This window comes from Arthrobacter sp. AOP36-A1-22, assembly GCF_052377615.1.
GTDB lineage: Bacteria > Actinomycetota > Actinomycetes > Actinomycetales > Micrococcaceae > Arthrobacter_H.
Map to the genome: position 1 here is coordinate 30,821 of NZ_JBQSWX010000019.1, position 25,412 is coordinate 56,232.

The window sequence follows — 25,412 nt, forward strand, 5'->3', positions numbered from 1 at the left end:
GAGGCAACTGTTCCCGTGTTGAATAAGGCCTATCGTTGTTGAATGGCGATGAAAGACAAGTTCGGGTATCCGCTCAAAATCGAGGCTATTGACCGCTACATGCCCCCGGTTGAGCTCCCTCCTTCGACCACACCTGAGGAACACGCTCGCCATGCAGAGGCCTATTCTGCCTACCAAGAACGCTTCCTTCAGGCGTCCAAGGAACGCCGCAACAACAAGGAGTGAATTCGACTCTTCGAATCCTCGCCTCCTGCGCCTCAATAGCCGAACCTCCACCGGACATCGGCCGAGGTGTCCCGTGCATATGTGTGGAGCTTGGCGCTCTTTGGTCGTGTTCTGTGACCGATACTTCTCCTCACGGTGGCATTGAGGTCAAGGATCAGCGAAGCGGTCTCTGTTGCGGAGAATGAGGGTCGTGGTAACGGTCACACCTCCGCCCGCAGCCTTCGTGGGGTGGTTAAGGCCGTTCTGCGCTCATCGAATCGATGCTGTTCACCGCATCGTGGGAGCTCGGGCTACCTGAGCAGGGGGGCGAGATAGCCGCCCTCGTCTTCAAGCAGGGCGGTGAGCAGGCGGTCCGGTCGCCAGTTCTGGAGTCGTTCCTCGTCGCTGCCAAGGGCCAGCCAGATCTCAAGGTCACGGAGCTGGTCGAGAATCGCTGCGCCACGGATAAGCGTACGACCATGAATCAGATCCATATGACGAGCGGCAATCTCAACCGCCGCGTTGCCTGCCGCCGAATCAACGCAATGGCCCTCCTCGGATATGCGGGCCTCGTAGACCAGCCGGCACAGGTCGATCTCGATCGGAGCGAGCACGGCGAACTCAAAGTCCAGCAGGGCGACGACTTCACCGTCCCATAAGGCATTCATCAGCGCGAGGTCGCCATGGTTGACGGTTTGCTCTACTAAGGGTGCAGCCCGGAAGTAGTCCTCGATGACTTCGTGGAGCTGCGCCTGCTGGGCGCTGGACAGTCCCAGCGCGACTTCGGCGTGTTTAGCCGACGCGGTGGCAGCGTCAATCGTTGCTGGCACGAAACCACCGTGCGACGCGACAAGCGTCCTGAGGTACGGGCTCGAGTCGTGCACGCTGTGGGCGCGGGCCCACAGCTGACGCACTGCTGATTCCTGCTCAGCAGGCGTCAGTGTAGGCCATGCCTCTTGGAGATTCTGACCGGGGATCTCTGCACTCACGATCCAGCCGTGGCCTGCGATAGTGCCCTCGCCGAGGATCTCTGGGTGTCCGACCTCTCGCGGCAGAGCCCGCACGAGCGCAACCTCTCGAGCCATGTCGACGGGTGTATGCGCGATTCGTACGGCGATGCCGTCACCGACCCATGTCGCGTTTGAGGATCCGTTTGCTCGCTGCATCCGCGTGAGTGTGCCGCCGTAGCGGGTTGCGACTTCAGCGGCCAAATCCTGGACGAAGGCTGCGCTGATCTGGTCGCGATCTTGGTCCAGTGGGTGGATATTTGCAGAGGGCTCTTTCATAGGGCTCTCATTTTGGCATATCCGTTTAAGCGCCGATTCAGTGGCGCTACCTCGATCCTTCTCTACACCCTCGACGGGGAAGAGAGTTGCCTTACCCATCGGGTCTGAGGATGATCCGTGCGGAAATCCACCCGAGGGGGTGTGTCTAGGGCAGATCGACTTTGGTTTGAACATATCAATGCCCGCAAGTGGAACCCACTGCGGGATGGTGCTCGCGGGCGCCACACGTCCAACAATTTCGATTCAGCTGCTTGTCGTCCAATACACGAATTCCCAGCGGGCGAGCAGCAAGGATCAGTTTGTTCCGACCGGATGACGGTCTCTTCTGGGCATACTCTTCAGCGCGCTCAGGGGAACCGTCGCAAGGATCAATCCAGCAAAGACAGAAACGGCAGCCAGAACTATACCGTTGGCCAAGAGCTGGTACGAAGACCACGCGATCTGGAGCACACAAGCCGTGGCTGAAACCCAAGCAGTGCCCAGGATAGTCGGGCCAGCGTGGACCGCACCAGAGTCCCGTGACACGGTTCTTGCAACAACCGCAATCTGAACCGATAAAGCGACAGCGACAAGGGCAATGACGATCCCGACAATGATTGCTGGTATCCAAGTGCTGAACAGAGCAAGGGCAGCGGATCCCACCAAGGTACCGACTAGAACCCTTAGCCTTGGGTTAGTGGTTTTTCGTTCCATGGTTACTCCCAGCCCTTCTTCCCACTTGATACCGCCTGTGGGGCTAGTCTACAAATGCTTCATGACCTTGAGCTACGGCCTAGAGAGCTGCATTCCTGTCTGCGGCTCGGCGCAAGCATAAGGGGCTCATCGTTTTCCAAAGTCGATTGCGCGGAGTGTCCTAAGACCTCGGGACGGCGGCCCCGTGCCCTCAAGCGGGTCCGGCGACGGCCGGCCGGATCGCGCAAAGCAATGTCAGCTCCGACGTTGATGGGGTGTCCAGAGGGGAACGCTAAACGGGACAGCAGATACCTCCGCATTGGGTATTCCCCACGACAGTTTTCCTCACAGGCCGGCCGGAAGTGTGCTCGGAAGCTCCTCCGCATACTCCCTCAGAGCTCTCTTATACCCATCGAGTGGGGAGCGTGACACCAGTCACGCTCCGTCTGGATTGCTCACAAATGACTTCCGTGGTGGAATAGAGTTGCTTGCCTACCTATCGGTAGGTAGGCAAGTAAGTGAGTTCATTCGACTTTTGAGGAGATCCCTACAGTGACTACTATTCAGCGCCAACGGAAGGTGGGTGCGTGGTTCGCGGTGTCGCTAGCACTGGTAACCATCCTGGGCCCTGCCGGCACCGACATGTACCTGGCCTCCCTGCCCGACATCGTCCAGCAACTCAACGGAACCGCAGCGTCAGGCCAGTTGACCCTCACGGTTTACCTGCTGGCGATGGGTGCGGGGCAACTAATTTTTGGCCCACTCACCGATGCATTCGGACGACGTCGGCCCCTCTTGGGCGCCCTAGTGGTATTTCTTCTGGCGTCTCTCTGGGCGGCAGCCAGCCCAACCATGGGAACCCTTCTAGCGGCTCGCACCTTGCAAGGGCTCGCGGCGGCGCTGACTCTCGTCGTGGCCTTGAGCATGGTTCGAGATGCCGCTCAGGGAGTGCGCGCCGCTCAGCTCTTCGCATTGTTGATGACAATCGAGGGCCTTGCGCCGGTGCTTGCACCGACCCTTGGCGGGTTCGTTGACCAGCACTTTGGCTGGCGTGCAGTGCTGCTGGTTCTTGCAGGTCTGGCTGCCATCGCACTGGCCAACTCGACAGCCAACCTGCGTGAGACCCTCCCGGTGGAGACCCGATCCTCCCTCCGGCTGGGAATGGTGCTTAGCACTTACAAGCGAATCGCAAAGGATTCCGGATTCTTGCTTCCCGCCTTAGGGCTGTCCGCGGTGTTCTTTTTCCTCTTTGGCTACATCGGAGGTGCACCATTTATCTACCAAGGTCATTTTGACCTTGACGCCAACACCTTCGGGCTCGTGTTCGGAGGAACAGGACTTGCCGTTATGTTCGGTGCCATTGTCGCTGGGCGCACCGTGACACGATTCGGTGCTGGTGCACTAGGAATGGCTGGGACGATCATCGTCGCGCTCGGTGCCGCGGTCGGTTTCGTGCTGACGCTGTTGGGAATGGGTCTACCGGGTATCGTCATTGGCATGTTCATTTCCCTTTTCGGCATTGGTATCGCGGAAGCGACACTTATGGCACTGGCCATGGCTTCCCAGCACACGTCCCTGGGTTCTACCGCAGCCCTGCTAGGAGCATTCCAGCTCATCATCTCCTCGGCCGCTACCCCCATCGCAGGAGTAATGGTCGAAGCAGGGCCACTGGCCTGGCTGGCATTCCTGATGGTGGTCGGTGCGGTTGCCATTGCTATCGTGGCAGTGAGCGTCAAACGAGCACCTGCCGTGACCGATCTCGGCAGCCACTAATCGTTTCGAACCAAAGAATACGGAGCATCAGCACCCAATGTCATTGTCCCCATCGGCAAAGAAGATTTGCACCGTTGCTGTTGACCACTTCGCAGAATTCGGTTATGACGCGTCCTCGCTCACGGTGATCGCGGAACAGGCCGGGATGCGAAAGGCTTCCCTCTATGCCCACTTTGCCAACAAGGATGCGCTCTTCAACGAGGTCATGGACATCGCCCTGCGGGAGGAACGTCTCGCTGCAAGCAATGCCTTCGCCGCAGAATCAGGTGTACCTTTGCCCGGCGGTGAGTATCTAAACGCCCTGCACCCCAGATACGCATCGTCGGCGGACTTCCGTTTTTTGCTGCGCACCGTCTATGCTCCGCCGCTCGCGCTCCGCGAGGAAGTGATCACCAAGTACCGACTCTTTGAGGCTGACCTAAGATCACTGTTCATAGCAGCTCTGCCCAGAAGTCTCGACCCGCGCAATGCCACAACGCTAGTAGATGCATACCTTGGCATCGTCGACAGCCTGCAGGTAGAACTTATCTACAATTCACCAGAGAATTACGAGGCCCGACACCGGGCCCTCTGGGAGATACTTCAGCGATATCCAATCTCATAGCAGGTGGTGAGCCCTAGGGTGGGCGTGGTTCTCACGGACCACGCCCACCCTGGGGCTTACTGACAGCTCGGATCGTTGCATTGGATGTCAAAACTTCAAGACGTTGAGGACTCCGGCCTCGACTACGCTGAAAAGGCCCGGCTCAAAACCGATCTTTACAGGCCGCGGAGCTACGGCGGTAACCGCCATTTTTGGGTTAAAGAAGGACTTCCATTACCCACTAACAGTCGTAGTTCACTGTCGAATTTTGGTGCTCCGGTATCGCGGTAGCGAACGGGAAAGAGTGCTTTTCGTCGTCGACGGAGCTGCATCGTCCCGTTTGGGGATCTGTCCGAATTGACAATTTGAACCGTCCCGATAGGGGGTCCTCCACCGGAAACGACCGCTCGAAATAGGAGTTACCGAGAGCGCCAAGCCTGTGAATCGCAACGATAAGTGGCGGCGAATTCTTAGCGGTAAATGGCGCTCTCGGCGCCTGCTAGGGGAACCTTCAGCGGATATCGTCTTGGATGGACTCGCACGCACAAGGGGGCGACGTCGTCTCAGGTACGGCGTCTCCTATCACCGACCTCTGGTGAGCATTCTCGGCCAGCCATCCCTAACACGTGGTGTGAGGCTACTCTGCTCTTCTGGATCAAGGCCGCAATCATCCGCTGTCAAATTACGAGCCGGTGGAAGGCTCCGAGACGTTCTGCCGCGTTGTCCCAGGCCAAGTGACTTTAGGCGATGAGGTCTAGTTAACAACCGACTTCTTGGACTCGAAACACGATATCCAAGATGTCCATACGCCGGAGTACCAATCGGTAGCGAAGATTATCCTCCGGCGGGCCAGCAGGTCGCTTAGCGCCGGGTGGGGGATCTTTTTCCGGTCCTTTAATTCGAGCAAGGTTTCGGTCAAGGTAGCGACCACCATTAAAGTCGCAATCGTCGAGACCAGGAGTGCCGTAATCAGGGGCGGGTAGCCTGATACGGCTGCAGCGAGAACAATGAAAAGGCTGTTGCGCACAAAGACCCACGCGCCAGCCGCCGAATCAGCTGCAACCGTCGCCGTTCGGCCTAACCTGGCTAGAAACCATGGTTTTGATAGTGAACCGAAGCAGGCGCACTGCAGGTTACGAAGTCTAGTTGCCCGGAGGATGTACGAGGCCGTAAATGCGATCACAAGTGACGCCGAAAAGGGGCCGCCCGCTTTCGAGAAGCCGAAAAACAACATGGCACTGGCTGCGATCTCCATGCCGATCACAAAGACCCCGATGGAGCGACCGGAATGTCCACCAAGCAGGGCCTCCACGTCCGCGCGAAACTGGGCAAAGGACAGGGTTTTTAGGCTGCTACTTACGAGCCAGAGAAAACCGAGAATCACCGAGGCCAATTGGACTACTGTCGGCGAGTCCACGGTTCACTCTCCAGATACTCGTCGAAATTCGGCGCGGATGCCTTGTAAAACGGCCTTGACTAGAGCCTCTCGCGTTGCCGGGGAAAACTCGCCGTTGTATGACCAACGCAGCTCGATATCTGCGGGGTTTTCCCCATAGGCCACTGCCTGAAGTGTTAGCTTCTCAACTCGCTTTTCCTGCTTAGGCGGGGAAAAGTCTTTGTGGTTGGCTGTCCCTACGCCTTGCGCGGGAGAACCTGCATGCCATGTCATCTCTACCTCCTAGGTCATTCGATATCACTAGCAGTAAACGCCGCAGCACCATCCAGTCTGGAGGACGGGATCGCACTTGCCGAGGGGTTTCGCCCCAATATCGGGATTCGGGCTTGTGTTGTAGACCGTGCACGAGTCCACTGATCTCGGCCCGAACTGACACTCACTTATTGTGTCCGTGCAATAGCCGATGCATGTGCAGGGGTACTGGTAGTTTCCTGGACAGTCGCAGCCATAGAGGCGTTGTGTGCCGAAGTCGCAGGCGCTGGGCGGTGCTGCCGCGGCCGATGGGGCAAACCCAACCAGAGAGCCGATGCTTCCTGCCGCGAGGACGGTCAGTCGCGTGAATGACCGCCGATCAAGAGCGATTCCCCCGCTCCGCGGGGATGGGCGTTCCCCCGTGCCTTTCATACCAACTCTCCTTTTTGGGCTAGCTGCTGGACAACCCAATTCACATCGGGGGCAGGCTCGTAGTCCTTTGCTTCTAGACGGTCCATGACGATTGCAGTGGGCGTTCCGTGGACGCCAGCGGCGAAAAGAATGTCGCTTCCCGCATCGGCGTGAAGAGTCCAGCCAGCACGTTCGATGGATTGCATCATGGCGGGATTGCCGGAAGCCGAGGGCGCCGTCGGCGTTGTGACGAAGAGCAGATTCTTATTGCCGCTGAGATCGGCTTTCCGGAGCAGATCATCGACTAGCTTTCGGCAGCCCGGGCAGCCGCTAGAAACGAACATGACGACGAGCATGTCGTGTGCGGAGCGGGAATAGAATTCGTGGAGGTCTGCAAGTTCGCGTGGCATGCGCCCCTTCCTGAACCACTCGGGCTCCGGTGGGATCGTCACCAATTCGCGAAAAGAAGTCAATTCACTGCGAAGGATGGCCACTTCCCGCATGGTTCCCAGAATTGCTAATAAAAGGACCGCTACAATGAAAGCCAGCACCCATACCATTTTATTTCCCCCAACTGAAATCGTATGTCGTCGCCAATGTAACAAGTTTCCTGTTTGCCGACAAGGTTTAGCTTTGGCCCATAAAGTTACAGTTTTCCAAGACACTCCAGGCCCATCTCGAACTGTGGAGAAGAGTGGCTACATTCCGGAGCGTGGCCTGTCTCGGAAACATGCCTTGCGGCAAACCGTCTTGATCCCTCCGCATCGAGGGGTTTTTGGGGCAGAATGACCTGGTGAGACATCTCGGATATACACGGGTCAGCACCAAGGGCCAGGACGCGCAGCTGCAGGTCGACGCCCTCGTCAAGTCGGGCGTGCAGGAGCGGGACATTTTCGCCGATGTCACATCAGGCAGCCGGACCGCGATCTCGCGCCCCGGAATGAAGAAGCTCCTCGAATACGCCCAGCCCGGTGACACCGTCGTGGTGTGGCGGGTCGACCGGCTCGGGCGGTCCCTGATCGACGTACTCAACACGGTCAAGCTCCTCCGGGAGCAGGACGTGCAGGTGAAAAGCATCTCGGACGGCATCGATCCATCGACGACCTCGGGCCGGTTGATGCTGAACATGCTCGCCACGTTGGCCGAATACGAACGCGAACTGATCACCGAACGCGTGAACGCCGGCATCACCGCCGCGCGGAAAAGCGGAACCAGATTCGGCAGACCCCTGTCGGATCCCGTCGTGGTCGCCGACAAGCTCAAGCTCGTCGCCGAGGCGAGGGCGAAGGGCCGCACCGCGGAGGACGCGGCGAAACTCGTCGGGTGGAGCCGGGCCACCCTGTATCGTCACCAGCAGGCCTTCGCGGCTCGCGAGGGCACCACCGTGTAGGTGTCTCGTGGACGCGGCGGAGCGGTGGCGTGTTCTTCGGCTTCATGTCGAGGACCAGATCCCGCTCGCTGTCCTTGCCCGGGAGACCGGAATCTCCGTCCGGGCGCTGCAACGTTGGAACCGGCTCTACCGGCAAGGCGGCATCTCGGCCCTCGAACCCAACCCACGCAGCGACAAAGGCGTCCGCCGAACGTCGAGCGAGACGGTCGCGTTCATTGAACGTTTGGCACTCACCCGGCCACGCCCAGGCATCTCCACGTTGCATCGCCTTGCCGCCACCGATGCGCAACAGCGCGAGCTGCCGGCGCCGAGCTATGCAACTGTCCGGCAGATCGTGCAGGCCCTCGATCCGGCCATGGTCACGCTGGCGCTTGAGGGGCCCGCGTCGTATCGGGACAAGCACGAGCTGGTCTTCCGCCGCCGCGCGGAACATCCGAACCAGACATGGCAGTCAGACCACACCGAGCTCGACATCCTCATCGTCGGGGCTGATGGGAAACCCGACCGGCCTTGGCTGACCACCGTGATGGATGACTACTCCCGCGCCATCTGCGGATACATGGTCTTCACCGACACCCCGTCAGCGATTAACACCGCCCTTGCCCTCCGGCAGGCAATCTGGCGGAAAACGGACCCCACCTGGGCGATGTGCGGGATCCCCGACATCCTGCACGTGGACCACGGCTCCGACTTCACCAGCCACCATCTTGAGAGAACTGCTATCGCCCTGCATATCAGGATCATCCACTCAACCGTCGGCCGGCCCCAGGGGCGGGGGAAGATCGAGCGGTTCTTCGGCACCATCAACACCGAGCTTCTGGCTGCGCTACCTGGCCATCTCGGCTCCGGCAGCCGGGCACCAACACCCGTCCTCGATCTTGCAGGGCTCGACGGAGCGGTCGGCGACTTCATTGGCACCTATAACGACAGGGTCCACAGCGAGCTGGGGATCTCGCCGCGCGACGCGTGGGTTGGCGATGGCTGGCTTCCCCGCATGCCGCAGAGCCTGGAAGAACTCGACGGGCTGCTCCTCACCGTTCCGAAGAGCCGGGTCGTGCAACGCGACGGCATCCATTTCCAAGGCCAGCGCTACCTCGCCCCGACCCTGGCCCCCTTCGTCGGACACACCATCACAATCCGGTACGACCCGCGCGACATCTCCGAGATCCGCGTATACGACCGGGACACGTTCATCTGCACCGCCATCGACGAAGCCCACCCCAACCTTCGCCTCAGCCTCCGCGATATCGAAACCGCCCGCCGGGCCCGCCGCAAACAACTACGCCGCGCCATCAACGACCGCATCCCCACCGTTTACACCCGCGAAGAACCCCGCAACCCCGAAACCACGAAACGGCGGCCACGGCTGCGCACCTACGAAGAGGACGAGTGATGAACCAGGCATTCATCGTCACCAAAGAGCACCGGCGCTTCACCGAGTTCGCCAACGCCGTGCGGAAAGAGAAGACCATCGGGATCTGCCACGGCGCGGCCGGCGTCGGGAAAACCAACTCCGCCCGCCGCTACGCGAACTGGGACGCGCTCGAGGCCTACATCAACGAGTGGGGACCCCGCGGAGACCACGACGCAAAGCACTATGCCCTCGCGAACCGATCCCGCACCGTCTTCTACACACCCGAAGTCCTCTGCCGGCCCAGGGATCTCATGGCCGAGCTCGCGCACTGGCAGATCAAAGTCGGGATCTGCGTCGAAGAGCACCTCCAGTCCCTCAAACCCGAAGTGGTGACGGTAAAACAAGGAGACCTCACTCGTCTCGTCGAGCTGCTCATCGTCGACGAAGCCGAACGGCTGACCCCCACTGCCCTGGAACTTCTCCGCGACCAACACGACCGGACCCATCTCGCGATGATCCTGATCGGCATGCCCGGCATCGACGAACGATTCCGTCACTACCCGCAGCTTTACAGCCGGCTCGGATTCTCACACCAATACCGCACCCTCGGACGCGAGGAGCTCCTGTTCGTCCTGGACCGTCACTGGAAACGGCTCGGAAAAACCCTCGACCCCGATGACTTCACCGACGCGCAAGCCATAGCGGCGATTGAACGGATCACCCGCGGCAACTTCCGGCTCCTCGAACGGCTCTTCCCCCAAATAAGCCGGGTGCTCAGGATCAACCAGCTCGACACCATCACCGACGACGTCGTCGAAGCCGCCGCCAGCATCCTCGTCATCGGCAGCTAATGACTCAGAGCGATCACAAAACGCCGCCAAAGAGCGCCAAACTCCACAGCCAAGCCATCACCGTCCCGTAAGACCCGTCCGGCGAGTCGTCCGGTGACGGGTCCTTATGTGACACACTGATCTGCATGTCTGAGATCATCATCGGCTATGCACGCGTGTCCACGGAAGAGCAAGACCTCACCGCGCAGCGTGATGCCCTAGCAGCCCTGGGCGTCACCTCGGAACGCATCTATGTTGATCATGGGTTTACCGGCACCAACAAGAATCGTGCCGGCCTACGCGAAGCCTTGGCCGCATGCCGAGCTGGGGATACCTTCGTCGTTACCAAGCTGGATCGCCTAGCCCGCTCCGTCCGGGACGCCCACGAAATTGCCGATGACCTCGCCAGACGCGAAATCAAACTCAGCATCGGCGGTTCCGTCCATGACCCTACCGACCCAATGGGCAAACTCCTGTTCAACGTGTTGGCGATGATCTCCGAGTTCGAAGCTGACCTTATTCGGATGCGCACCCGCGAAGGAATGAAGGTTGCCAAGGCCAAGGGCAGGCTGCGGGGCAAGCAGCCCAAACTCTCAGCGAAGCAGGAAGAGCACCTCCTCGAACTGCACGCCGCTGGGGAACACAGCAAGGCGGAGCTAGCTGAGCTGTTTAGCGTCGGTCGCTCCACTGTCTATCGAGCCATTGAACGCGGGCGGCTGCGGAACTTAAAGGAAGACAACCGCTGACACTGCTGTCCTGCCCGTGCAGTCGTATTCGAAAAACGACACCGGCCCGCTAGCCGTCGATACGGGCCACCAGACGGCGGGCATGGCGCAGCAAGGGCTCGTCGACCATCTGTCCCTCGAAGGAGAAGACCCCCGAGGCGGTGCGTGCCGCCTCCAGAATGGCCCGGGCCCGCTGCACCGCTTCCGGGTCGGGGGCGTAGGCGGCCCGGATCACCGTCATCTGGGCCGGGTGGATGCTGGCCTTGGCGGCGAATCCGCTGGCGACCGCGTCACGGGTCTCGGCGGCGAGACCCTCGGTGTCGGGGATGTTGATGTAGACGGAGTCGATGCCGGCCTTCCCATAAGCCCCTGCGGCCAGCAGGACGGCTGCCCTGGCATGGACGGCGACGTCACGGTAGGAACCGTCGTCGTGCCGGCTGGAGGTCCCCCCAAGGGAGGCGACCAGGTCCTCGGCTCCCCACATGAGCGCCACGACGTTGGGCTCGGCGGCGATGGCCGGCGCGTTGAGTACACCCAGCGCCGTCTCGCACAGGGCGATGACCCGATAGTCGGCCAACTGCCTGAGCTGTTCGACGGTTTCGGTCTTGGCCAGCATCACGGTGCTGTAGGCGGTCTCCCCCACAGCCGCCAGGTCTTCGGCGAAGTCCTCGGTGTCCACGGGGTTCACCCGGACGATCGTACGTCCCGGATCCAAGGGCGTGTCCACCACCGATCGTCGGGCCGCCGGCTTATCGGTGGGTGCCACGGCGTCCTCGAGGTCGATGATCACCGCGTCGGCCCGGGCGGAGGCCTTGGCATAGCGTTCGGGCCGGTCTGCGGGGCAGAAGAGGATGGCCGGCCCCATAGTGAAGGCCGGTGCAGAGGTATCGCTCATGACTGCTTCTTCCCGGCATCCAGGTGTCCGGCCTCGGTCCACATCAGCACGGTGCGCGAAGCCTCGGCCACCACCTCACCGTCCTGGTTGTGCCCGGTGTGCTTCATGGTGGCGATCCCCTGCCCGGGCCTGGACTTCGAGGGACGCAGCCCGGTGATCTCGGTTTCGGTATACAGCGTGTCCCCGTGGAAGAGCGGGTGGGGGAAGTTCACGTCGTTCAGACCCAGCTGTCCGATGATCGTGCCCTGGGTCAGCTGTCCCACCGACTGGCCGACCAGGGTGGCGAGGGTGAACATCGAGTTCACCAGGCGCTGCCCGAAAGGCTGGGTGGCGCTGAAGGCCGCGTCCAGGTGCAGGGCCTGGGTGTTCATGGTCATCGTGGTGAACAGGACGTTGTCCGTCTCGGTCATCGTCCGCCCCGGGCTGTGTGCGTAGACGGTCCCGACCTCGAGTTCATCGAAGTAGAGCCCGCGTTCGACCACGCGCCGCCCCGGAGCCGGGGTGCCGCCGTCGTTCGCTGCATCAGCGTTCATATCCTTCTCCTAGAGTCCGAGTTCGCGGGCAATGAGCATCAGCTGCACCTCGGTGGTGCCTTCGCCGATCTCGAGGATCTTCGAATCCCGGTAGTGACGGGCGACGACGAACTCGTTCATGAAGCCGTAGCCGCCGAAGACCTGGGTCGCGTCCCGGGCGTTGTCCATCGCCGCTTCGCCGGCGATCAGTTTGGCCATGGCGGCCTCGGTGGTGAACGGCTTGCCGGCGAGCATCTTCGAGGCGGCACCATAGTAGGCCAGCCGGGCGCTGTGGGCGCGGGCCTGCATGCGGGCGATCTTGAATGAGACGGCCTGGAACTTTCCGATGTTCTGGCCGAATGCGGTGCGCTCCTTGGCGTAGCGGACCGATTCGTCCACGCACCCCTGGGCGGCGCCGGTGGCCAGGGCGGCAATGGCAATGCGCCCCTCATCGAGGATGGACAGGAAGTTAGCGAAGCCTCGGCCGCGCTGACCCAGCAGGTTCTCCTGCGGGACGGTGACGTCCTTGAACGTCAGCGGGTGCGTATCCGAGGCGTTCCAGCCGACCTTGTTATAGGCCCTCTCCGCGGTGAAGCCCTCGGTGTCGGTGGGCACCAGGATGGTGGAGATCTCCTTCTTCTCCGAACCGTCGGCCCGCGTCGAGGTCCCGGTGACGGCGGTGGCGGTGACCAGGCGGGTGATGTCGGTGCCGGAGTTGGTGATGAACTCCTTATTGCCGTTGATCACCCAGTTCCCGTTCTCTTCACGAGCCGTGGTGCGGGTTCCACCGGCATCGGAGCCTGCCTCGGGTTCTGTCAGGCCGAAACCTGCCAGCGCCTGCCCGCTGGCCAACTGCGGTAGCCACTGTTCCTTCTGCGCGTCGGTGCCGAAACGGTAGATCGGCATGGCGCCGAGCGAGACCCCTGCCTCCAGGGTGATCGCGACCGACTGGTCGACCCGGCCCAGCTGTTCCAGGGCCAACGACAGGGCGAAGTAGTCCCCGCCCATGCCGCCGTGTTCTTCGGGGAAGGGCAGGCCGAACAGGCCCATCTCCCCCATCTGGGAGACGACGTCGTAGGGGAAGCTGTGCTCCTCGTCGTGTTTGGCGGAGACGGGGGCGACGACGTTGTCGGCGAAGTCGCGGACTGTATCGGAAAGGTCCTGGTAGTCGTCGTCGAGTTCGAGGTTCGGCATGGAGGGGTCCTTAGCTGGTGGTGGTTTCGGTAGCGGGCGCGTCGGCGCCCGTGGTCTCGGGGGTCACGGTGGCCACCGAGGCCCCGGCGGAGACGTGGTCCCCGACGGCGACATGGATGGTGGCGGTGCCGGTCAGGCCGGCGACGAGGGGATGTTCCATCTTCATCGCCTCCACGGCCAGCAACGGTTGGCCAACCTCGACGTGGTCGCCGGTGGAGACCAGCACCGAGACGACGGTGCCGGGCATCGGTGACCGGGATTCGGGGTCGCCGCCGGCTTCCTCGCGTTCGAGGCTGGCCAGTCGGCGGTGCACAACGGCGCGGCGGTCAAGCCAGCGCACATGGGCGCCATAGCCGCCCGAGGCGATCCAGGCTTCGCGTCCCGCACTGGCCGGGACTTCGGCGAAGGCGGGGACGACGTCGGAGGCCGTTGCCCCGTCGGCGCCGTCGCCCTCCGGAGGCAGGGTCACCATATGCAGTTCGCCGTCGATCTCCAGGGCCAGGGTCCGTTCCCGGTGGCTGCCCAGGCGCCAGCCATCCGATGCCCAGGCTCCGAAGCGTGGGATGGTGGCCGGTTCCACGGCCAGGAAGCAGCGGGCGATCGACCGCAACTCGTCTTCGCTCGGGCTGCGTTTGTCCTGGATCCCCCACCGGTCGATGAAGGTGGTGTCCAGACGTCCGGCCTGCACATCGGGTTCGGCGATCAGCGCCCTGAGGTATTCGAGGTTGGTTTCGACGCCGAGGATGACGGTTTCGGCCAGCGCCGTGTCAATCCGGGCCAGGGCCTGGACCCGATCGTCGCCGTGGGCGATGACCTTGGCCAGCATCGGATCGTAGTCGGGGGTGATGTCGGAGCCGGTGGCGATGCCCGAGTCGACGCGGATGCCTTCACCGACGGGGTCTTCGGCGCGCAGGATCGTCCCGATGGAGGGCAGGAACCCCTGGGCCGGGTCCTCGGCGTAGACGCGGGCCTCGATGGCGTGGCCTTCCAGGGACAGGGCCTGCTGATCGAGCTCGAGCACCCGGCCGGCGGCGACCCGGATCTGCCATTCGACCAGGTCCACCCGTGCGCCGTTGAAGCGCACGACTTCCTCGGTCACCGGGTGCTCGACCTGCAGACGGGTGTTCATCTCCATGAAGAAGAATTCGTCGGGGTTCTCGTCCGAGACCAGGAACTCCACGGTTCCGGCCCCGACGTAATCCACCGAGCGGGCCGCATTCACTGCCGCCTGGCCGATCCGCTCGCGGATCCCGGCGCCACCGTCCTGCATCTGCAGCAGCGGTGCGGGCGCCTCTTCGATGACCTTCTGGTGCCGGCGCTGCAGCGAGCATTCACGTTCGCCCAGGTGGATGGTGTGCCCGTGGGTATCGGCCAGGATCTGGACCTCGATATGCCGGGGGCTGCGCACCAGGCGTTCGAGCAGCAGCGTGTCGTCGCCGAAGGAGCTCTTCGCCACCCGGCGGGCGGTCTGCAAGGTGGCGGGCAGCTCGGCCGCGGACTCCACCGCATGCATTCCCTTGCCGCCGCCGCCGGCGGAGGGCTTGATCAGCAGCGGGAATCCGACGTCGGCCGCCGCCGCGATCAGGGCGGCATCGTCCATCCCGGGATCGGCGACCCCGGGGACGACGGGGACACCGTGGCTGGCCACATGGTTCTTGGCCCGGATCTTATCGCCCATGAGGTTGATGGAATGGGCGCTGGGGCCGATGAAGGTGATCCCGGAACCCTCCAGTGCGCGCGCGAACTCGAGGTTCTCGGACAGGAACCCGTAGCCGGGGTGGACCGCCTGGGCGCCGGAAGTGCGGCAGGCATTCAGCACGGCGTCGATGTTCAGGTAGCTTGCGGCGGCGGCCGCCGGGCCCAGGCAGACGGCGTCGTCGGCTTCCCGGACATGGCGGGCCCCGGCGTCGGCTTCGGAGTAGACGGCGACGGAGCGGATCCCCAGCCGGCGCAGCGTCCGGATGACCCGGACGGCGATCTCGCCACGGTTGGCGACGAGCACGGTATCGAAGAGCGGTGACTCTACGTGGTTTTCGGTCATCGGGGGATCACATCCTGAAGACGCCGAACGAGGTGTCCGGCAGGGGTTCGGTGGCGCAGACGTCCAGGGCGAGGCCGAGCACCCGGCGGGTGTCGGCGGGGTCGATGATTCCGTCGTCCCAGAGGCGCGCGGTGGAGTAGTAGGGGTTGCCCTGGTCTTCGTATTGTTCGCGGATCGGCTCCTTGAAGGCCTCTTCCGCGTCCTCGCTCCAGGATTCGCCGGAGCGTTCGATCCCGTCGCGTTTGACCGTGGAGAGCACCGAGGCGGCCTGGGCGCCGCCCATGACCGAGATGCGGGCCGCAGGCCACATCCACAAGAAGCGCGGCGAGTAGGCCCGCCCGCACATCGAGTAGTTCCCGGCACCGAAGGAACCGCCGATGACGACGGTGAGTTTCGGGACCCGGCAGGTCGCCACGGCGGTGACCATCTTCGCGCCGTTCTTGGCGATGCCGCCGGCTTCGTAGTCGCGTCCGACCATGAAGCCGGAGATGTTCTGCAGGAACACCAGCGGGATGCCGCGCTGGTCGCAGAGTTCGATGAAGTGGGCGCCCTTGAGCGCGGATTCGGAGAAGAGCACGCCGTTGTTCGCCACGATCCCGACCGGGTGGCCGTGGATGCGGGCGAAGCCGGTGATCAGCGTGGTCCCGTAGCCGGATTTGAATTCGTGGAAGCCGCTGCCGTCGGTGATCCGGGCAATGACCTCGTGGACGTCGTAGCGGCCGTTGACGTCGACCGGGACCGCCCCGTAGAGCTGCTCGGGATCGGCGACGGGGTCCTTGGATTCGATGACGTCCCAGGCCGGTTCGGCCGGCGGCGGGAGCGTTTCGACGATGTCCCGGACGATCTGCAGGGCATGGCCATCGTCCTCGGCGATGTGGTCGCTGACCCCCGAGGTCTTCGAATGCAGTTCCGCCCCGCCGAGCTCCTCGGCCGTGACGACCTCGCCGGTGGCCGCCTTCACCAGCGGTGGTCCGCCCAGGAAGATCGTCCCCTGGTTGCGGACCATCACCGTCTCGTCGCTCATGGCCGGCACGTAGGCGCCCCCGGCGGTGCAGGAGCCCATGACCGCGGCGATCTGCGGGATCTTGCGGGCCGAGAGGTTGGCCTGGTTGTAGAAGATGCGCCCGAAGTGGTCGCGGTCGGGGAAGACCTCGTCCTGGCGGGGCAGGAAGGCGCCTCCGGAGTCGACCAGGTAGACGCAGGGAAGATGGTTCTCCAAGGCGATCTCCTGGGCCCTGAGGTGCTTCTTGACCGTCATCGGATAGTAGGTGCCGCCCTTGACGGTGGCGTCGTTGGAGATGACCAGGATCTGGCGGCCATGGACCAGACCGATCCCGGCGATGACTCCGGCGCCGGGGCAATCGCCGTCGTACATCCCCTCCGCGGCCAGCGGGGCGATCTCCAGGAACGGTGATCCCTCGTCGAGCAGCGCGTCCACGCGTTCGCGGGGAAGCATCTTTCCGCGGTCGATATGCCGGCGGCGGGATTTTTCGCTGCCGCCGCGGGCGACGGTATCCAGACGGTCACGCAATTCGGTCACGAGGGCGCGCTGGGCGGCGTCGTTCTCGGCGAAGACGTCGGCCGCCGGGTCCAGGTGGGAGGCCAGGGTTTCCATCGGTAGCTCTTCCTCGGCGTCGGGGGTGGTTGCCGTTCCACACGGAGACAACCAATAGTTTGAGTTAATAGGTACTAACTGAAATAGACGTTAGTATTCATTAACTGAAATGTCCAGCACCTCTTGTGGGCCAACTCACGCTAGCGGATGGAGTAGCGCCGTGCAGCAACAACCCGAGCCCCTGGCGGCGCCCGACGCGGTGAACGCCACCGGTGAAACCACGGGCCGCAGCCAGGCCAAGGCCTCACGCCGCTCCACCCTGCTGGCCGAAGCGGCCCGACTCTTCGCCACCCACGGCTACCACGGGGTCTCCATCGAGGACCTCGGCTCGGCGTCGGGCATCAGCGGCCCGGCCGTCTACCGCCACTTCCCCGGAAAGGCGGCGGTGCTCGGTGCCCTGCTCACCGAGGTCAGCCACGACCTGCACGACGGCGGAAGCGCCGTGGCCCGGGCCGGTGGCAGCCCCGAGGAGGTGCTCGGTGAGCTGGTCCGCTTCCATGCCGACTTCGCCCTGGGCCACCGCAATGTGATCCGGGTCCAGGATCGGGACATGGCCAGCCTGTCCGAGGCCGACCAGTCCACGGTGCGGCGTCTACAGCGCTCCTACATCGAGATCTGGGCCAGACAATTGCGGCTGCTCCACCCCGGGGAGGGCGAATCGGCGGCTCGTTTCCGGGCCCAATCGGTCCTGGGGCTGATCAACTCGACCCCGCACTCGGCCCACCGCTCCGATGCCGATCCGCTGACCCGGCGACGCCGTCTGGTCTCCATGGCGTTGGCGGCGCTGAAAGCCCCGGTAGGCTAGGCCCGCATCACAACGGTAGGCTGGGAGGAATCGCGTCCACCGGCCGGCCGGACCGAGAAAGAACACCGTTGTCGTAGAGAGGTACTGACCGTGAAGCTTCGCCCAGTTGAGCCAGCGGACCTGGATTGGTTCTTTGAACACCAGCAGGATCCCCAGGCCAATGTCATGGCCGCATTCACCGCCAAGAACCCCGCGGACCGAGGGGTGTTCGACCATCACTGGTCGCTGATCCTCAACGACCAGAAGGCCACCGTCCGGGCGATCGAGCAGGACGGCCGGGCCGTCGGCTACGTCATGGCGGACTCCCACGACGAAGTCATCGAGCTGGACTTCTGGACCGACAGGAAATACTGGGGGCAGGGGGTGACCACCGCCGCCGTGGACGCCTTCCTCAGCGAGATCACCGAACGCCCGATCCGGGCCCGCGTGGTCACGGACAACATCGGCAGCCAGAAGGTCCTGGAACGTCGTGGTTTCACGATCATCGGCGAGGTCGATGGTTTCGCCAACGCCCGGGCCGCGGTGGTGAAGGAATACATCATGGAACTGGCCTGAGGCCGCTTCCCTCCTGAGACGAAAAAGGGGCTGCCCCGCCGCGGATCCGCGGCGAGGCAGCCCCTTTTTCGGGCCCGGTCCGGCTAGAGCATCGTGATGAGCATGCCCGGATCGGACATGATCGTGCCCACGTCGGCCAGGAACCGCGATCCCTGTTCCCCGTCGACGACGCGGTGGTCGAAGGACAGGCTCAGCGTGGTCAGCTGACGCAGCACCACCTCCCCGTGGTAGCCCCACGGCTGTTCACGGACCTGCCCCAGGGCCAGGATGGCCGCCTCCCCCGGGTTCAGGATCGGGGTGCCGGCATCGATGCCGAAGACCCCGATGTTCGTGATCGAGAACGTTCCCCCGCGCAGATCCTCCGGTGCGGACTTGCCGGCCTTGGCCGTGAGCGCCAGATCACGCAGGGCATCGGCCATGGCCCTGAAGTCCAGACCCTGGGCGTCCTTGAGGTTGGGCACCATGAGACCACGGGGGGTGGCCGCGGCGATGCCGAGGTTGACGTAGTTCTGCTGGACGATCTCCCCGGCCGCGGCATCCCACCGGGAGTTCAGCGTCGGCTGGCGTTCGAGGGCGATGCAGACGGCCTTGGCCGCGATCGTCAGCGGGGTGAGCTTCATGTCCTGGTAGGCGCGGTCGGCACGCAGCCGGGCCAGCAGCTCCATCATGGGGGTCACGTCGAGGGTCAGGAACTCGGTGACATGCGGCGCGGTGAAGGCACTGTCCACCATGGCCTGCGCCGTATGCTTGCGCATCCCCTTGATCGGGCTGCGCACCTCGCGCGGTTGCCCTCCCAGGGTGCGTACTGCCCCGGCAGCCATTGCGCCGGACGGCAGGCCGGTCTCCCCGGTCGCGGAGGGGGAACCCGTCCCGGCCGGGGCCCCGGCAGCATGGGCTGCGTTGACGTCGTCCCGGGTGATCAGTCCGCGCGGGCCGCTGCCGTCGAGCCGCTCCAGGTCGAGGCCCAGATCACGGGCAAGCTTGCGGACCGGAGGCGTGGAGCGTGGTCGTTCCGCGGCAGCTTCACCCATCGCGGGGGCCGGCTCCGCCGGGGCCGCCTCGGGGGCGGGCGCTGCGGCACGAGGCGGGGCACCGACCGTCCCCTGGCGACGGGCCTTGCGGGCCGGACGCTTCCCGGTCTCGACCTCGGCGCCATAGCCCACCAAGGTGGGTTCGCGCTGGGCGGGAGCCTCGTCGGCGTCCTCCGGGGCCGCCGGGCCCACGGGCGAATCCCCGGACCCGGCCTCGCCGGGAACGTCGAAGGACACGATCGGGTTGCCGACCTCCACCACGGTACCGGGCTGTTCGTGCAACTCGGTGACGACCCCCGAATAGGGGCTGGGCAATTCGACGACGGCCTTGGCGGTTTCCACCTCGGCAATGATCTGGTTCAACTGGACGGAATCGCCCACGGCGATCTTCCAGTTGACGATTTCGGATTCGGTCAGTCCTTCGCCGAGATCGGGAAGCTTGAAAACCTTCAGCACTGTACTCATCTAGCCTTCCAGACTGCTCAGGGAGTTGGGACGGTCCATCACCCGGTCCACACCATCGAGGATGCGGTCCAGGTCGGGCAGGTGGTGCATTTCCAGCTTCGAATACGGGTAGGGGATGTCGAAGCCCGTCACCCGCACGGGGGCATGCTCGAGCTGGTAGAAGCAGCGTTCGGTGATCCCCGCGGTGATTTCGGCCCCGAGGCCCAGGTTCTGGCTGGCCTCATGGGTCACCACCAGGCGGCCGGTCTTCCTCACCGAGGCCGCGATGGTGTCGAAGTCGATCGGCGAGATCGACCGCAGATCGATGACCTCGACGGAGATATCGTCGTCCTCCGCTGCGGTGGCTGCCGCAAGTGCCGTCTTGACCTGGGCTCCATAGGCCACCAGCGTGACATCGGTGCCCGGACGGCGCACGGCGGCGCTGCCCATTTCGGGTCCCGTCAGGGCCGCCTCGAGATCGACGTCACCGCGCTCGTGATAGCGGCGCTTGGGCTCGAAGAAGACCACCGGATCATCACAGGCGATCGCCTGCTGCATCATGACGTAGGCGTCCTGCGGGGTCGAGGGGCTGACCACGCGCAATCCTGCCGTATGGGCGAAATAGGCTTCCGGGGACTCCGAGTGGTGCTCGGGGGACCCGATGCCCCCGCCGAAGGGGATCCGAATGGTCAGCGGCATGGAGACCATCCCGTGCGTGCGGTAGTGCAGTTTGGCGACCTGGCTGACGATCTGGTCGAAGGCCGGGTAGACGAAACCATCGAACTGGATCTCCACCACGGGCCTGAACCCGCGGTAGGCCATACCGACGGCGGTGCCGACGATCCCTGATTCGGCCAGCGGGGTGTCGATGACCCGGTGTTCGCCGAAGTCCTTCTGCAGCCCGTCGGTGATGCGGAAGACCCCACCGAGCTTGCCGATGTCCTCCCCCATGAGAACGACCTTCGGGTCCGCTTCCATGGACTGGCGCATGCCCGCATTCAGGGCTTTGCCGAATGTCAGCTTGCTCATCGCGCACCCTCTTCCGTGGCCGACGAAGCGTCGGCGAATTGTTCCCGGTACAGCGCATAGTGTTCGCGCTGGCGGTCCAGGGCCGCATGCGGCTGCGAATAGACGTTCTCGAAGACCTCCATCGGCTCCGGGTCCTGAAGGCCGATGATGCCCTGGCGCAGGCTGGCGGCCACCGAATCGGCCACCTCCCCGGCGGCTGCCTTCAGTTCGGCCTCGTCGACGCCGAGGTCCACCAGATGCCGTTCGAGGCGTTCGATCGGGTCCTTGGCGGCCCAGAGGTCCAGTTCGTTGGCATCGCGGTAGCGCGTGGGGTCATCCGCCGTGGTGTGCGGGCCCATCCGGTAGGTCACCGCCTCGATGAACGTGGGGCCGTTGCCGCTGCGGGCCCGATCCAGGGCGATCCGGGTGGCCGCCAGGCAGGCCAGCACGTCGTTGCCGTCCACGCGCAGCGAGGGGATGCCGAACCCGGGTGACCGGTCGGCGATGTTGGTCAGGCTCTGGACCCCGACCGGTTCGGAGATGGCCCAATGGTTGTTCTGGCAGAAGAAGACCACCGGCGCCTGGTAGCTGGCGGCGAAGACCATGGCCTCGTTGACGTCGCCCTGGCTGGTGGCCCCGTCACCGAAGAAAGTGATGGCCGCCTGCGACCCGCCGTCGTATTTGATGCCCATGGCATAGCCGACCGCATGCAGGGCCTGGGCCCCGATGATGATCTGCGGTGTCGCCATGTTCTTGCCGAAGGGGTCCCAGCCGCTGTAGGCGTTGCCGCGCCAGACGCGCAGGGTGTCCTCGGCGCTGATCCCGCGGCAGTAGGCCAGCCCGGTTTCGCGGTAGGAGGGGAAGATGAAATCGTCATCCTCCAGGGCCCGGCCGGCGCCGATCTGTGCTGCTTCCTGGCCCAGCAACGGTGGCCAGAGGGCGAGTTCGCCCTGACGCTGGAGCGCCGTGCCTTCCTGGTCGACACGGCGGATGGCCACCATGTCGGTATGGAGGCGGCGCAGGGCCTCCACCTCGATGTCGTCGACCCAGGGATCGAATTCCCCATGCGGGGTGCGGCGTCCGCTGGGGTCGATGAGCTGGATCAGCTCCTCGCCCCGCTCGCCGGCTGCCTGTGGATTAGTCATGGTCTGCGCTGCGTCCTTCGTTGTTCGTCGGCCGACTCGCTGGTTGCCGGATGGGTGATCCGGTGTCCGAACGGCGGGGCGGACTTCATCGTCGTTCCCTACCTGTGACGGTACTCACAAGACGCACTGCGCACAACCATCAATATATCTACTGAGCACTCTGCACGGTAACCGCCCGGTAGTACCTGATAGCGTTGCGCATTATGGCTGACTTGGATGAGGTTGATCACAGACTGTTGGGGGCCCTGGCCCTGGACCCGAAGGCAACCACCGTGGCCCTGGCGACGACGCTGGGTCTATCGCGCAATACGGTGCAGGCGCGCTTGAACCGGCTGGAGAACCACGGGGCCTTCCTTTCCTTCGAACGCCGGGTCAACCCCGCGGCCCTGGGCTATCCGTTGACCAGCTTCGTCCACATCCACGTCCAGCAGAAGAAGCTCGGTGAGATCACCGCCGCCCTGGCCCGCATCCCCGAGGTCGTGGAAGCCCACGGGCTCAGCGGGACGGCCGATATCCTGGCCACCGTCGTGGCCCGCGGCGCCGAGGACCTCTTCCGGGTCAACGGCGCGATCCTGGACATCGACGGCATCGAACGCGCGGACACCTCGCTGTCGATGGCAGAACTGATCCCCCACCGGATGCGCCCGCTGCTGGAACGCGGGGCCGAAGGAGGCCCCTCGGCGACCGTCCGGAACTAATGGCGGATGCGCCCGGCTCCCCAGACGGCCACGGCGCACGCTCCGGCGATCAGGACCGACTGGAGCACCGCGTGCGGGGCCGGCCGTCCGGCGACGGGCGCTCCCATGACGGTACCCAGGCCCGCGGAGGACATCACCGTGCCCACCCCGAGCCAGGACATCGCGGAGCCGGCGCTCAGGGAACTGGCCATGCTGAACGCCGAGACGGCACTACCCACCGATCCGATCGACCCGATGCTGCCCACCGAGCAGATCGACAGCACGGACCCGGCGCTACCGATGCTCAGGAACGAATCCTGCGAGGCGATGGACCACGAACTGGACATGGCCCCAGCGTAGTCCGGCGGGACCGCCCGGTGAAGGCCCTTCCCCGGTACACGGCAAGGAAGCCGGGTCCGCACTGGCGAACCCGGCTTCCGCCGTCGTCCCGGATCCGCGACCCGGGCTGGATGACCTAGTGGTCGGTGGCCTTCTCGGCACCGAAACCGGTCAGTGAACGGACCTCCATTTCGGCCTGCTTGGCCGGGTCTTCCTTCCGGTTGCTGAGCACGGTGCCCAACCAGCCCAGCAGGAACGCCAGCGGGATCGAAACGATGCCCGGGTTGCTCAACGGGAAGAACGCGAAGTCGGCGCTGGTGATCATCGAGGTCTCGGTGCCGGAAACGACCGGGGAGAACGCGATGAGGATGATCGCGGCGGCCAGGCCACCATACATCGACCAGACGGCCCCCTGGGTGGAGAAGCGCTTCCAGTACAGCGAGTACACGATCGTCGGCAGGTTCGCCGAGGCGGCCACGGCGAAGGCCAGCGCGACCAGGAAGGCCACGTTCTGCCCCTGGGCGCCGATGCCACCGATGATGGCGGCGATGCCGATGACGACCACCGTGCGACGGGCGACCTTCATCTCCTTCTCCGGGGTCGTCTTGCCCTTGGCGATGACGTTGGCGTAGATGTCATGGGCGAACGAGGCCGCAGCGGTGATCGTCAGCCCGGCCACCACGGCCAGGATGGTCGCGAAGGCGACCGCCGAGATCACCCCGAGCAGGAGCGGTCCCCCGAGTTCGAAGGCCAGCAGCGGGGCCGCGGAGTTCACCCCGCCCGGGGCGTTGGTGATGCGCTCGGGGCCGATCAGTGCCGCAGCGCCGTAACCCAGCACCAGGGTGAACAGGTAGAACGCCCCGATGAGCCAGATCGCCCAGACCACGGACTTGCGGGCCTCCTTCGCGGTGGGGACCGTGTAGAAGCGCATCAGCACGTGCGGCAGGGCGGCGGTGCCCAGCACCAGGGCCAGGGCCAGGGAGACGAAGTCCAGCTTCGAGGCCTCCGAGACACCGTACTTCAGGCCCGGATCCAGCAGCGCCGGGTTGTTCGCGGTCTCCACGGCGTCACCGAGCAGGGCCGAGAGGTTGAAGCCGTACATGGACAGCACCCAGATGGTCATGACCAGCACACCGGCGATGAGCAGGCAGGCCTTGACGATCTGCACCCAGGTGGTGCCCTTCATGCCGCCGACCAACACGTAGACGATCATCAGCGCGCCCACGACGGTGATGACCAGCGACTGGCCCATCTTCCCGTCGATCCCCAGCAGCAAGGAGACCAGCGCACCGGCCCCGGCCATCTGGGCCAGCAGGTAGAACAGGCAGACCGACAGCGTGGTGATGGCCGCCGCGATGCGGATGGGCCGCTGCTTGAGCCGGAAGGACAACACATCGGCCATGGTGAACTTGCCGGTGTTGCGCAGCATCTCGGCGACCAGCAGCAGGGCGACCAACCAGGCCACCAGGAAGCCGATGGAGTAGAGGAAGCCGTCATAGCCGTTGATGGCGATCGCCCCGACGATCCCCAGGAACGAGGCGGCCGAGAGGTAGTCCCCCGCGATCGCCGTCCCGTTCTGGGTTCCGGTGAAGGAACGCCCGCCGGCGTAGTAGTCGGCGGCGGTCTTGTTGTTCTTGCTCGCCTTCAACACGATCACCAGGGTGACCCCGACGAAGAGCGCGAAGATGCTGATGTTGACGATGGGGCTGCCCACCGACGTCGATTCCGTCGCTGCGGCCAGTGGTGCCGCGGCGGTCAGGGACAGAAGGCTCATTTCAGGCCTCCTTCGTCGACGTTGGCTTCGAGTCGATCGCGCAGGGCCGTGGCCCTGGGGTCCAGCTTCCTATTCGAGAAGTGGACGTAGGCCGCGGTGATGCCGAAGGTCGAGACGAATTGCAGCAGTCCCAGCAGGAGACCGAGATTGATGTTCCCGATCACCTTGATGGACATGAAGTCGTGGGCGTAGTCGGCCAGAAGGACGTAGGCGAAGTACCAGACCAGGAAGGCGATGGCCATCGGGAAGATGAAGCTGCGTTGGGTTTTGCGCAGATCCTGGAACTCGTCGCTGGCCTGGACGGCCATGAATTCCTCGGACACTTGGTCCGGGGCGGGATCGGTCCGTAGGGCGGCGTCGGTGCCGTCCTGCGGAACAGGGTCCGGGCTGGTGGGGTGGGCCATTTTCTTCTCCTCAAGGGTGGTGGCATCCATCCGCCGCGGGACAAACCGTGTCCACACGCATCCTCGGCGGAAGAGTGACACCCATCACTCTCGGGCA

The 25,412-nt window shown here is 64.1% G+C and carries 25 protein-coding genes; 10 read left to right on the forward strand and 15 right to left on the reverse strand.

The window, feature by feature from the left end; all coding sequences use genetic code 11:
• Positions 1–42: 42 nt before the first annotated feature.
• A complete protein-coding gene (locus tag ACT3S2_RS11650; protein WP_444555386.1) occupies positions 43–225 on the forward strand; it encodes a hypothetical protein in 183 nt (60 codons plus the stop codon).
• 290 nt (positions 226–515) lie between these two features.
• On the opposite strand, the gene ACT3S2_RS11655 is transcribed toward ACT3S2_RS11650, so the two are convergent.
• Positions 516–1,490 carry a phosphotransferase family protein gene (locus ACT3S2_RS11655; protein WP_301422373.1) on the reverse strand — a complete coding sequence of 325 codons (975 nt, stop codon included), beginning with the start codon at positions 1,488–1,490 and terminating at the stop codon, positions 516–518.
• A gap of 1,224 nt (positions 1,491–2,714) precedes the next feature.
• Between ACT3S2_RS11655 and ACT3S2_RS11660 the strand changes: the two genes are divergently transcribed.
• Both ACT3S2_RS11660 and ACT3S2_RS11665 read left to right on the forward strand, forming a co-directional pair.
• Positions 2,715–3,935, forward strand: coding sequence for a multidrug effflux MFS transporter (locus ACT3S2_RS11660; protein WP_301422374.1), 1,221 nt, complete (start codon positions 2,715–2,717; stop codon positions 3,933–3,935).
• Between the two features lie 37 nt (positions 3,936–3,972).
• Positions 3,973–4,539: a TetR/AcrR family transcriptional regulator gene (locus tag ACT3S2_RS11665; protein WP_301422375.1), complete on the forward strand. Its 567-nt coding sequence runs from the start codon at positions 3,973–3,975 to the stop codon at positions 4,537–4,539.
• Positions 4,540–5,272: 733 nt separating this feature from the next.
• On the opposite strand, the gene ACT3S2_RS11670 is transcribed toward ACT3S2_RS11665, so the two are convergent.
• The 3 genes from ACT3S2_RS11670 to ACT3S2_RS11680 form a co-directional block, all read right to left on the reverse strand.
• Positions 5,273–5,911: a MauE/DoxX family redox-associated membrane protein gene (locus ACT3S2_RS11670; protein WP_301422376.1), complete on the reverse strand. Its 639-nt coding sequence runs from the start codon at positions 5,909–5,911 to the stop codon at positions 5,273–5,275.
• Positions 5,912–5,938: 27 nt separating this feature from the next.
• Entirely contained in the window at positions 5,939–6,187 is a 249-nt protein-coding gene (locus ACT3S2_RS11675; protein WP_443390562.1) for a hypothetical protein, read from the reverse strand.
• Positions 6,188–6,594: 407 nt separating this feature from the next.
• Complete coding sequence (locus ACT3S2_RS11680) at positions 6,595–7,128, reverse strand: hypothetical protein (protein WP_444555385.1); 534 nt, start codon at positions 7,126–7,128, stop codon at positions 6,595–6,597.
• Positions 7,129–7,370: 242 nt separating this feature from the next.
• Between ACT3S2_RS11680 and ACT3S2_RS11685 the strand changes: the two genes are divergently transcribed.
• From ACT3S2_RS11685 to ACT3S2_RS11700, 4 genes are all read left to right on the forward strand, one after another.
• Positions 7,371–7,967: a recombinase family protein gene (locus tag ACT3S2_RS11685; protein ID WP_301422378.1), complete on the forward strand. Its 597-nt coding sequence runs from the start codon at positions 7,371–7,373 to the stop codon at positions 7,965–7,967.
• A 7-nt stretch (positions 7,968–7,974) separates the two neighbouring features.
• Positions 7,975–9,360, forward strand: coding sequence for a Mu transposase C-terminal domain-containing protein (locus ACT3S2_RS11690; RefSeq protein ID WP_301422379.1), 1,386 nt, complete (start codon positions 7,975–7,977; stop codon positions 9,358–9,360).
• On the forward strand, positions 9,360–10,172 hold the full coding sequence (locus ACT3S2_RS11695; RefSeq protein ID WP_301422380.1) for an AAA family ATPase: 813 nt from the start codon (positions 9,360–9,362) through the stop codon (positions 10,170–10,172). Before ACT3S2_RS11690 ends, ACT3S2_RS11695 begins: the two co-directional genes overlap by 1 nt.
• Before the next feature lie 125 nt (positions 10,173–10,297).
• Entirely contained in the window at positions 10,298–10,897 is a 600-nt protein-coding gene (locus ACT3S2_RS11700; RefSeq protein ID WP_444555384.1) for a recombinase family protein, read from the forward strand.
• 49 nt (positions 10,898–10,946) lie between these two features.
• On the opposite strand, the gene ACT3S2_RS11705 is transcribed toward ACT3S2_RS11700, so the two are convergent.
• The 5 genes from ACT3S2_RS11705 to ACT3S2_RS11725 are packed head-to-tail and all read right to left on the reverse strand — an operon-like array spanning position 10,947 to position 17,133.
• Positions 10,947–11,771: an HpcH/HpaI aldolase/citrate lyase family protein gene (locus ACT3S2_RS11705; RefSeq protein ID WP_444555383.1), complete on the reverse strand. Its 825-nt coding sequence runs from the start codon at positions 11,769–11,771 to the stop codon at positions 10,947–10,949.
• The gene (locus tag ACT3S2_RS11710) at positions 11,768–12,304 is read right to left on the reverse strand and encodes a MaoC family dehydratase (RefSeq protein ID WP_444555382.1); all 537 of its coding nucleotides are present in this window, start codon (positions 12,302–12,304) and stop codon (positions 11,768–11,770) included. The genes ACT3S2_RS11705 and ACT3S2_RS11710 overlap by 4 nt, the downstream gene beginning before the upstream one ends.
• A gap of 9 nt (positions 12,305–12,313) precedes the next feature.
• Positions 12,314–13,477, reverse strand: a complete 1,164-nt coding sequence (locus ACT3S2_RS11715; protein ID WP_444555381.1) for an acyl-CoA dehydrogenase family protein — start codon at positions 13,475–13,477, stop codon at positions 12,314–12,316.
• 10 nt (positions 13,478–13,487) lie between these two features.
• Complete coding sequence (locus tag ACT3S2_RS11720) at positions 13,488–15,518, reverse strand: ATP-binding protein (RefSeq protein ID WP_444561739.1); 2,031 nt, start codon at positions 15,516–15,518, stop codon at positions 13,488–13,490.
• A gap of 7 nt (positions 15,519–15,525) precedes the next feature.
• The gene (locus ACT3S2_RS11725) at positions 15,526–17,133 is read right to left on the reverse strand and encodes a carboxyl transferase domain-containing protein (protein ID WP_444561740.1); all 1,608 of its coding nucleotides are present in this window, start codon (positions 17,131–17,133) and stop codon (positions 15,526–15,528) included.
• 160 nt (positions 17,134–17,293) lie between these two features.
• Here ACT3S2_RS11725 and ACT3S2_RS11730 point away from each other — a divergent pair, with 160 nt between their 5' ends.
• The gene (locus ACT3S2_RS11730; RefSeq protein ID WP_444561741.1) at positions 17,294–17,938 is read left to right on the forward strand and encodes a TetR/AcrR family transcriptional regulator; all 645 of its coding nucleotides are present in this window, start codon (positions 17,294–17,296) and stop codon (positions 17,936–17,938) included.
• A 90-nt stretch (positions 17,939–18,028) separates the two neighbouring features.
• Complete coding sequence (locus tag ACT3S2_RS11735; RefSeq protein ID WP_444555377.1) at positions 18,029–18,493, forward strand: GNAT family N-acetyltransferase; 465 nt, start codon at positions 18,029–18,031, stop codon at positions 18,491–18,493.
• Positions 18,494–18,576: 83 nt separating this feature from the next.
• Here the strand turns inward: ACT3S2_RS11735 and ACT3S2_RS11740 are convergent, their stop codons facing one another.
• The 3 genes from ACT3S2_RS11740 to pdhA are packed head-to-tail and all read right to left on the reverse strand — an operon-like array spanning position 18,577 to position 22,121.
• A complete protein-coding gene (locus tag ACT3S2_RS11740; protein WP_444561742.1) occupies positions 18,577–19,989 on the reverse strand; it encodes a dihydrolipoamide acetyltransferase family protein in 1,413 nt (470 codons plus the stop codon).
• The gene (locus tag ACT3S2_RS11745) at positions 19,990–20,997 is read right to left on the reverse strand and encodes an alpha-ketoacid dehydrogenase subunit beta (RefSeq protein ID WP_444555375.1); all 1,008 of its coding nucleotides are present in this window, start codon (positions 20,995–20,997) and stop codon (positions 19,990–19,992) included. It lies immediately after the preceding gene.
• On the reverse strand, positions 20,994–22,121 hold the full coding sequence (pdhA, locus tag ACT3S2_RS11750) for a pyruvate dehydrogenase (acetyl-transferring) E1 component subunit alpha (protein ID WP_444555374.1): 1,128 nt from the start codon (positions 22,119–22,121) through the stop codon (positions 20,994–20,996). The genes ACT3S2_RS11745 and pdhA overlap by 4 nt, the downstream gene beginning before the upstream one ends.
• A gap of 203 nt (positions 22,122–22,324) precedes the next feature.
• Here pdhA and ACT3S2_RS11755 point away from each other — a divergent pair, with 203 nt between their 5' ends.
• Positions 22,325–22,819 carry an Lrp/AsnC family transcriptional regulator gene (locus ACT3S2_RS11755; RefSeq protein ID WP_444555373.1) on the forward strand — a complete coding sequence of 165 codons (495 nt, stop codon included), beginning with the start codon at positions 22,325–22,327 and terminating at the stop codon, positions 22,817–22,819.
• Here ACT3S2_RS11755 and ACT3S2_RS11760 read toward each other — a convergent pair.
• The 3 genes from ACT3S2_RS11760 to ACT3S2_RS11770 all read right to left on the reverse strand — a co-directional run bounded on the left by ACT3S2_RS11760 (position 22,816) and on the right by ACT3S2_RS11770 (position 25,219).
• Positions 22,816–23,145 carry a hypothetical protein gene (locus ACT3S2_RS11760; RefSeq protein WP_444561743.1) on the reverse strand — a complete coding sequence of 110 codons (330 nt, stop codon included), beginning with the start codon at positions 23,143–23,145 and terminating at the stop codon, positions 22,816–22,818. The two genes, ACT3S2_RS11755 and ACT3S2_RS11760, sit on opposite strands and share 4 nt — an antisense overlap.
• Positions 23,146–23,273: 128 nt before the next feature.
• On the reverse strand, positions 23,274–24,911 hold the full coding sequence (locus tag ACT3S2_RS11765) for a solute symporter family protein (protein WP_444555710.1): 1,638 nt from the start codon (positions 24,909–24,911) through the stop codon (positions 23,274–23,276).
• A complete protein-coding gene (locus tag ACT3S2_RS11770) occupies positions 24,908–25,219 on the reverse strand; it encodes a DUF485 domain-containing protein (RefSeq protein WP_444561747.1) in 312 nt (103 codons plus the stop codon). Before ACT3S2_RS11770 ends, ACT3S2_RS11765 begins: the two co-directional genes overlap by 4 nt.
• Positions 25,220–25,412 lie beyond the last annotated feature (193 nt).

Bases quoted from the DNA above. Each gene is read 5' to 3' on its own strand.
- ACT3S2_RS11650 (WP_444555386.1), top strand. From the start codon at position 43: ATGGCGATGAAAGACAAGTTCGGGTATCCGCTCAAAATCGAGGCTATT.
- ACT3S2_RS11655 (WP_301422373.1), bottom strand. From the start codon at position 1,490: ATGAAAGAGCCCTCTGCAAATATCCACCCACTGGACCAAGATCGCGAC.
- ACT3S2_RS11665 (WP_301422375.1), top strand. From the start codon at position 3,973: ATGTCATTGTCCCCATCGGCAAAGAAGATTTGCACCGTTGCTGTTGAC.
- ACT3S2_RS11675 (WP_443390562.1), bottom strand. From the start codon at position 6,187: ATGACATGGCATGCAGGTTCTCCCGCGCAAGGCGTAGGGACAGCCAAC.
- ACT3S2_RS11695 (WP_301422380.1), top strand. From the start codon at position 9,360: ATGAACCAGGCATTCATCGTCACCAAAGAGCACCGGCGCTTCACCGAG.
- ACT3S2_RS11700 (WP_444555384.1), top strand. From the start codon at position 10,298: ATGTCTGAGATCATCATCGGCTATGCACGCGTGTCCACGGAAGAGCAA.
- ACT3S2_RS11705 (WP_444555383.1), bottom strand. From the start codon at position 11,771: ATGAGCGATACCTCTGCACCGGCCTTCACTATGGGGCCGGCCATCCTC.
- ACT3S2_RS11710 (WP_444555382.1), bottom strand. From the start codon at position 12,304: ATGAACGCTGATGCAGCGAACGACGGCGGCACCCCGGCTCCGGGGCGG.
- ACT3S2_RS11715 (WP_444555381.1), bottom strand. From the start codon at position 13,477: ATGCCGAACCTCGAACTCGACGACGACTACCAGGACCTTTCCGATACA.
- ACT3S2_RS11720 (WP_444561739.1), bottom strand. From the start codon at position 15,518: ATGACCGAAAACCACGTAGAGTCACCGCTCTTCGATACCGTGCTCGTC.
- ACT3S2_RS11725 (WP_444561740.1), bottom strand. From the start codon at position 17,133: ATGGAAACCCTGGCCTCCCACCTGGACCCGGCGGCCGACGTCTTCGCC.
- ACT3S2_RS11740 (WP_444561742.1), bottom strand. From the start codon at position 19,989: ATGAGTACAGTGCTGAAGGTTTTCAAGCTTCCCGATCTCGGCGAAGGA.
- ACT3S2_RS11745 (WP_444555375.1), bottom strand. From the start codon at position 20,997: ATGAGCAAGCTGACATTCGGCAAAGCCCTGAATGCGGGCATGCGCCAG.
- pdhA (WP_444555374.1), bottom strand. From the start codon at position 22,121: ATGACTAATCCACAGGCAGCCGGCGAGCGGGGCGAGGAGCTGATCCAG.
- ACT3S2_RS11755 (WP_444555373.1), top strand. From the start codon at position 22,325: ATGGCTGACTTGGATGAGGTTGATCACAGACTGTTGGGGGCCCTGGCC.
- ACT3S2_RS11760 (WP_444561743.1), bottom strand. From the start codon at position 23,145: ATGTCCAGTTCGTGGTCCATCGCCTCGCAGGATTCGTTCCTGAGCATC.
- ACT3S2_RS11765 (WP_444555710.1), bottom strand. From the start codon at position 24,911: ATGAGCCTTCTGTCCCTGACCGCCGCGGCACCACTGGCCGCAGCGACG.
- ACT3S2_RS11770 (WP_444561747.1), bottom strand. From the start codon at position 25,219: ATGGCCGTCCAGGCCAGCGACGAGTTCCAGGATCTGCGCAAAACCCAA.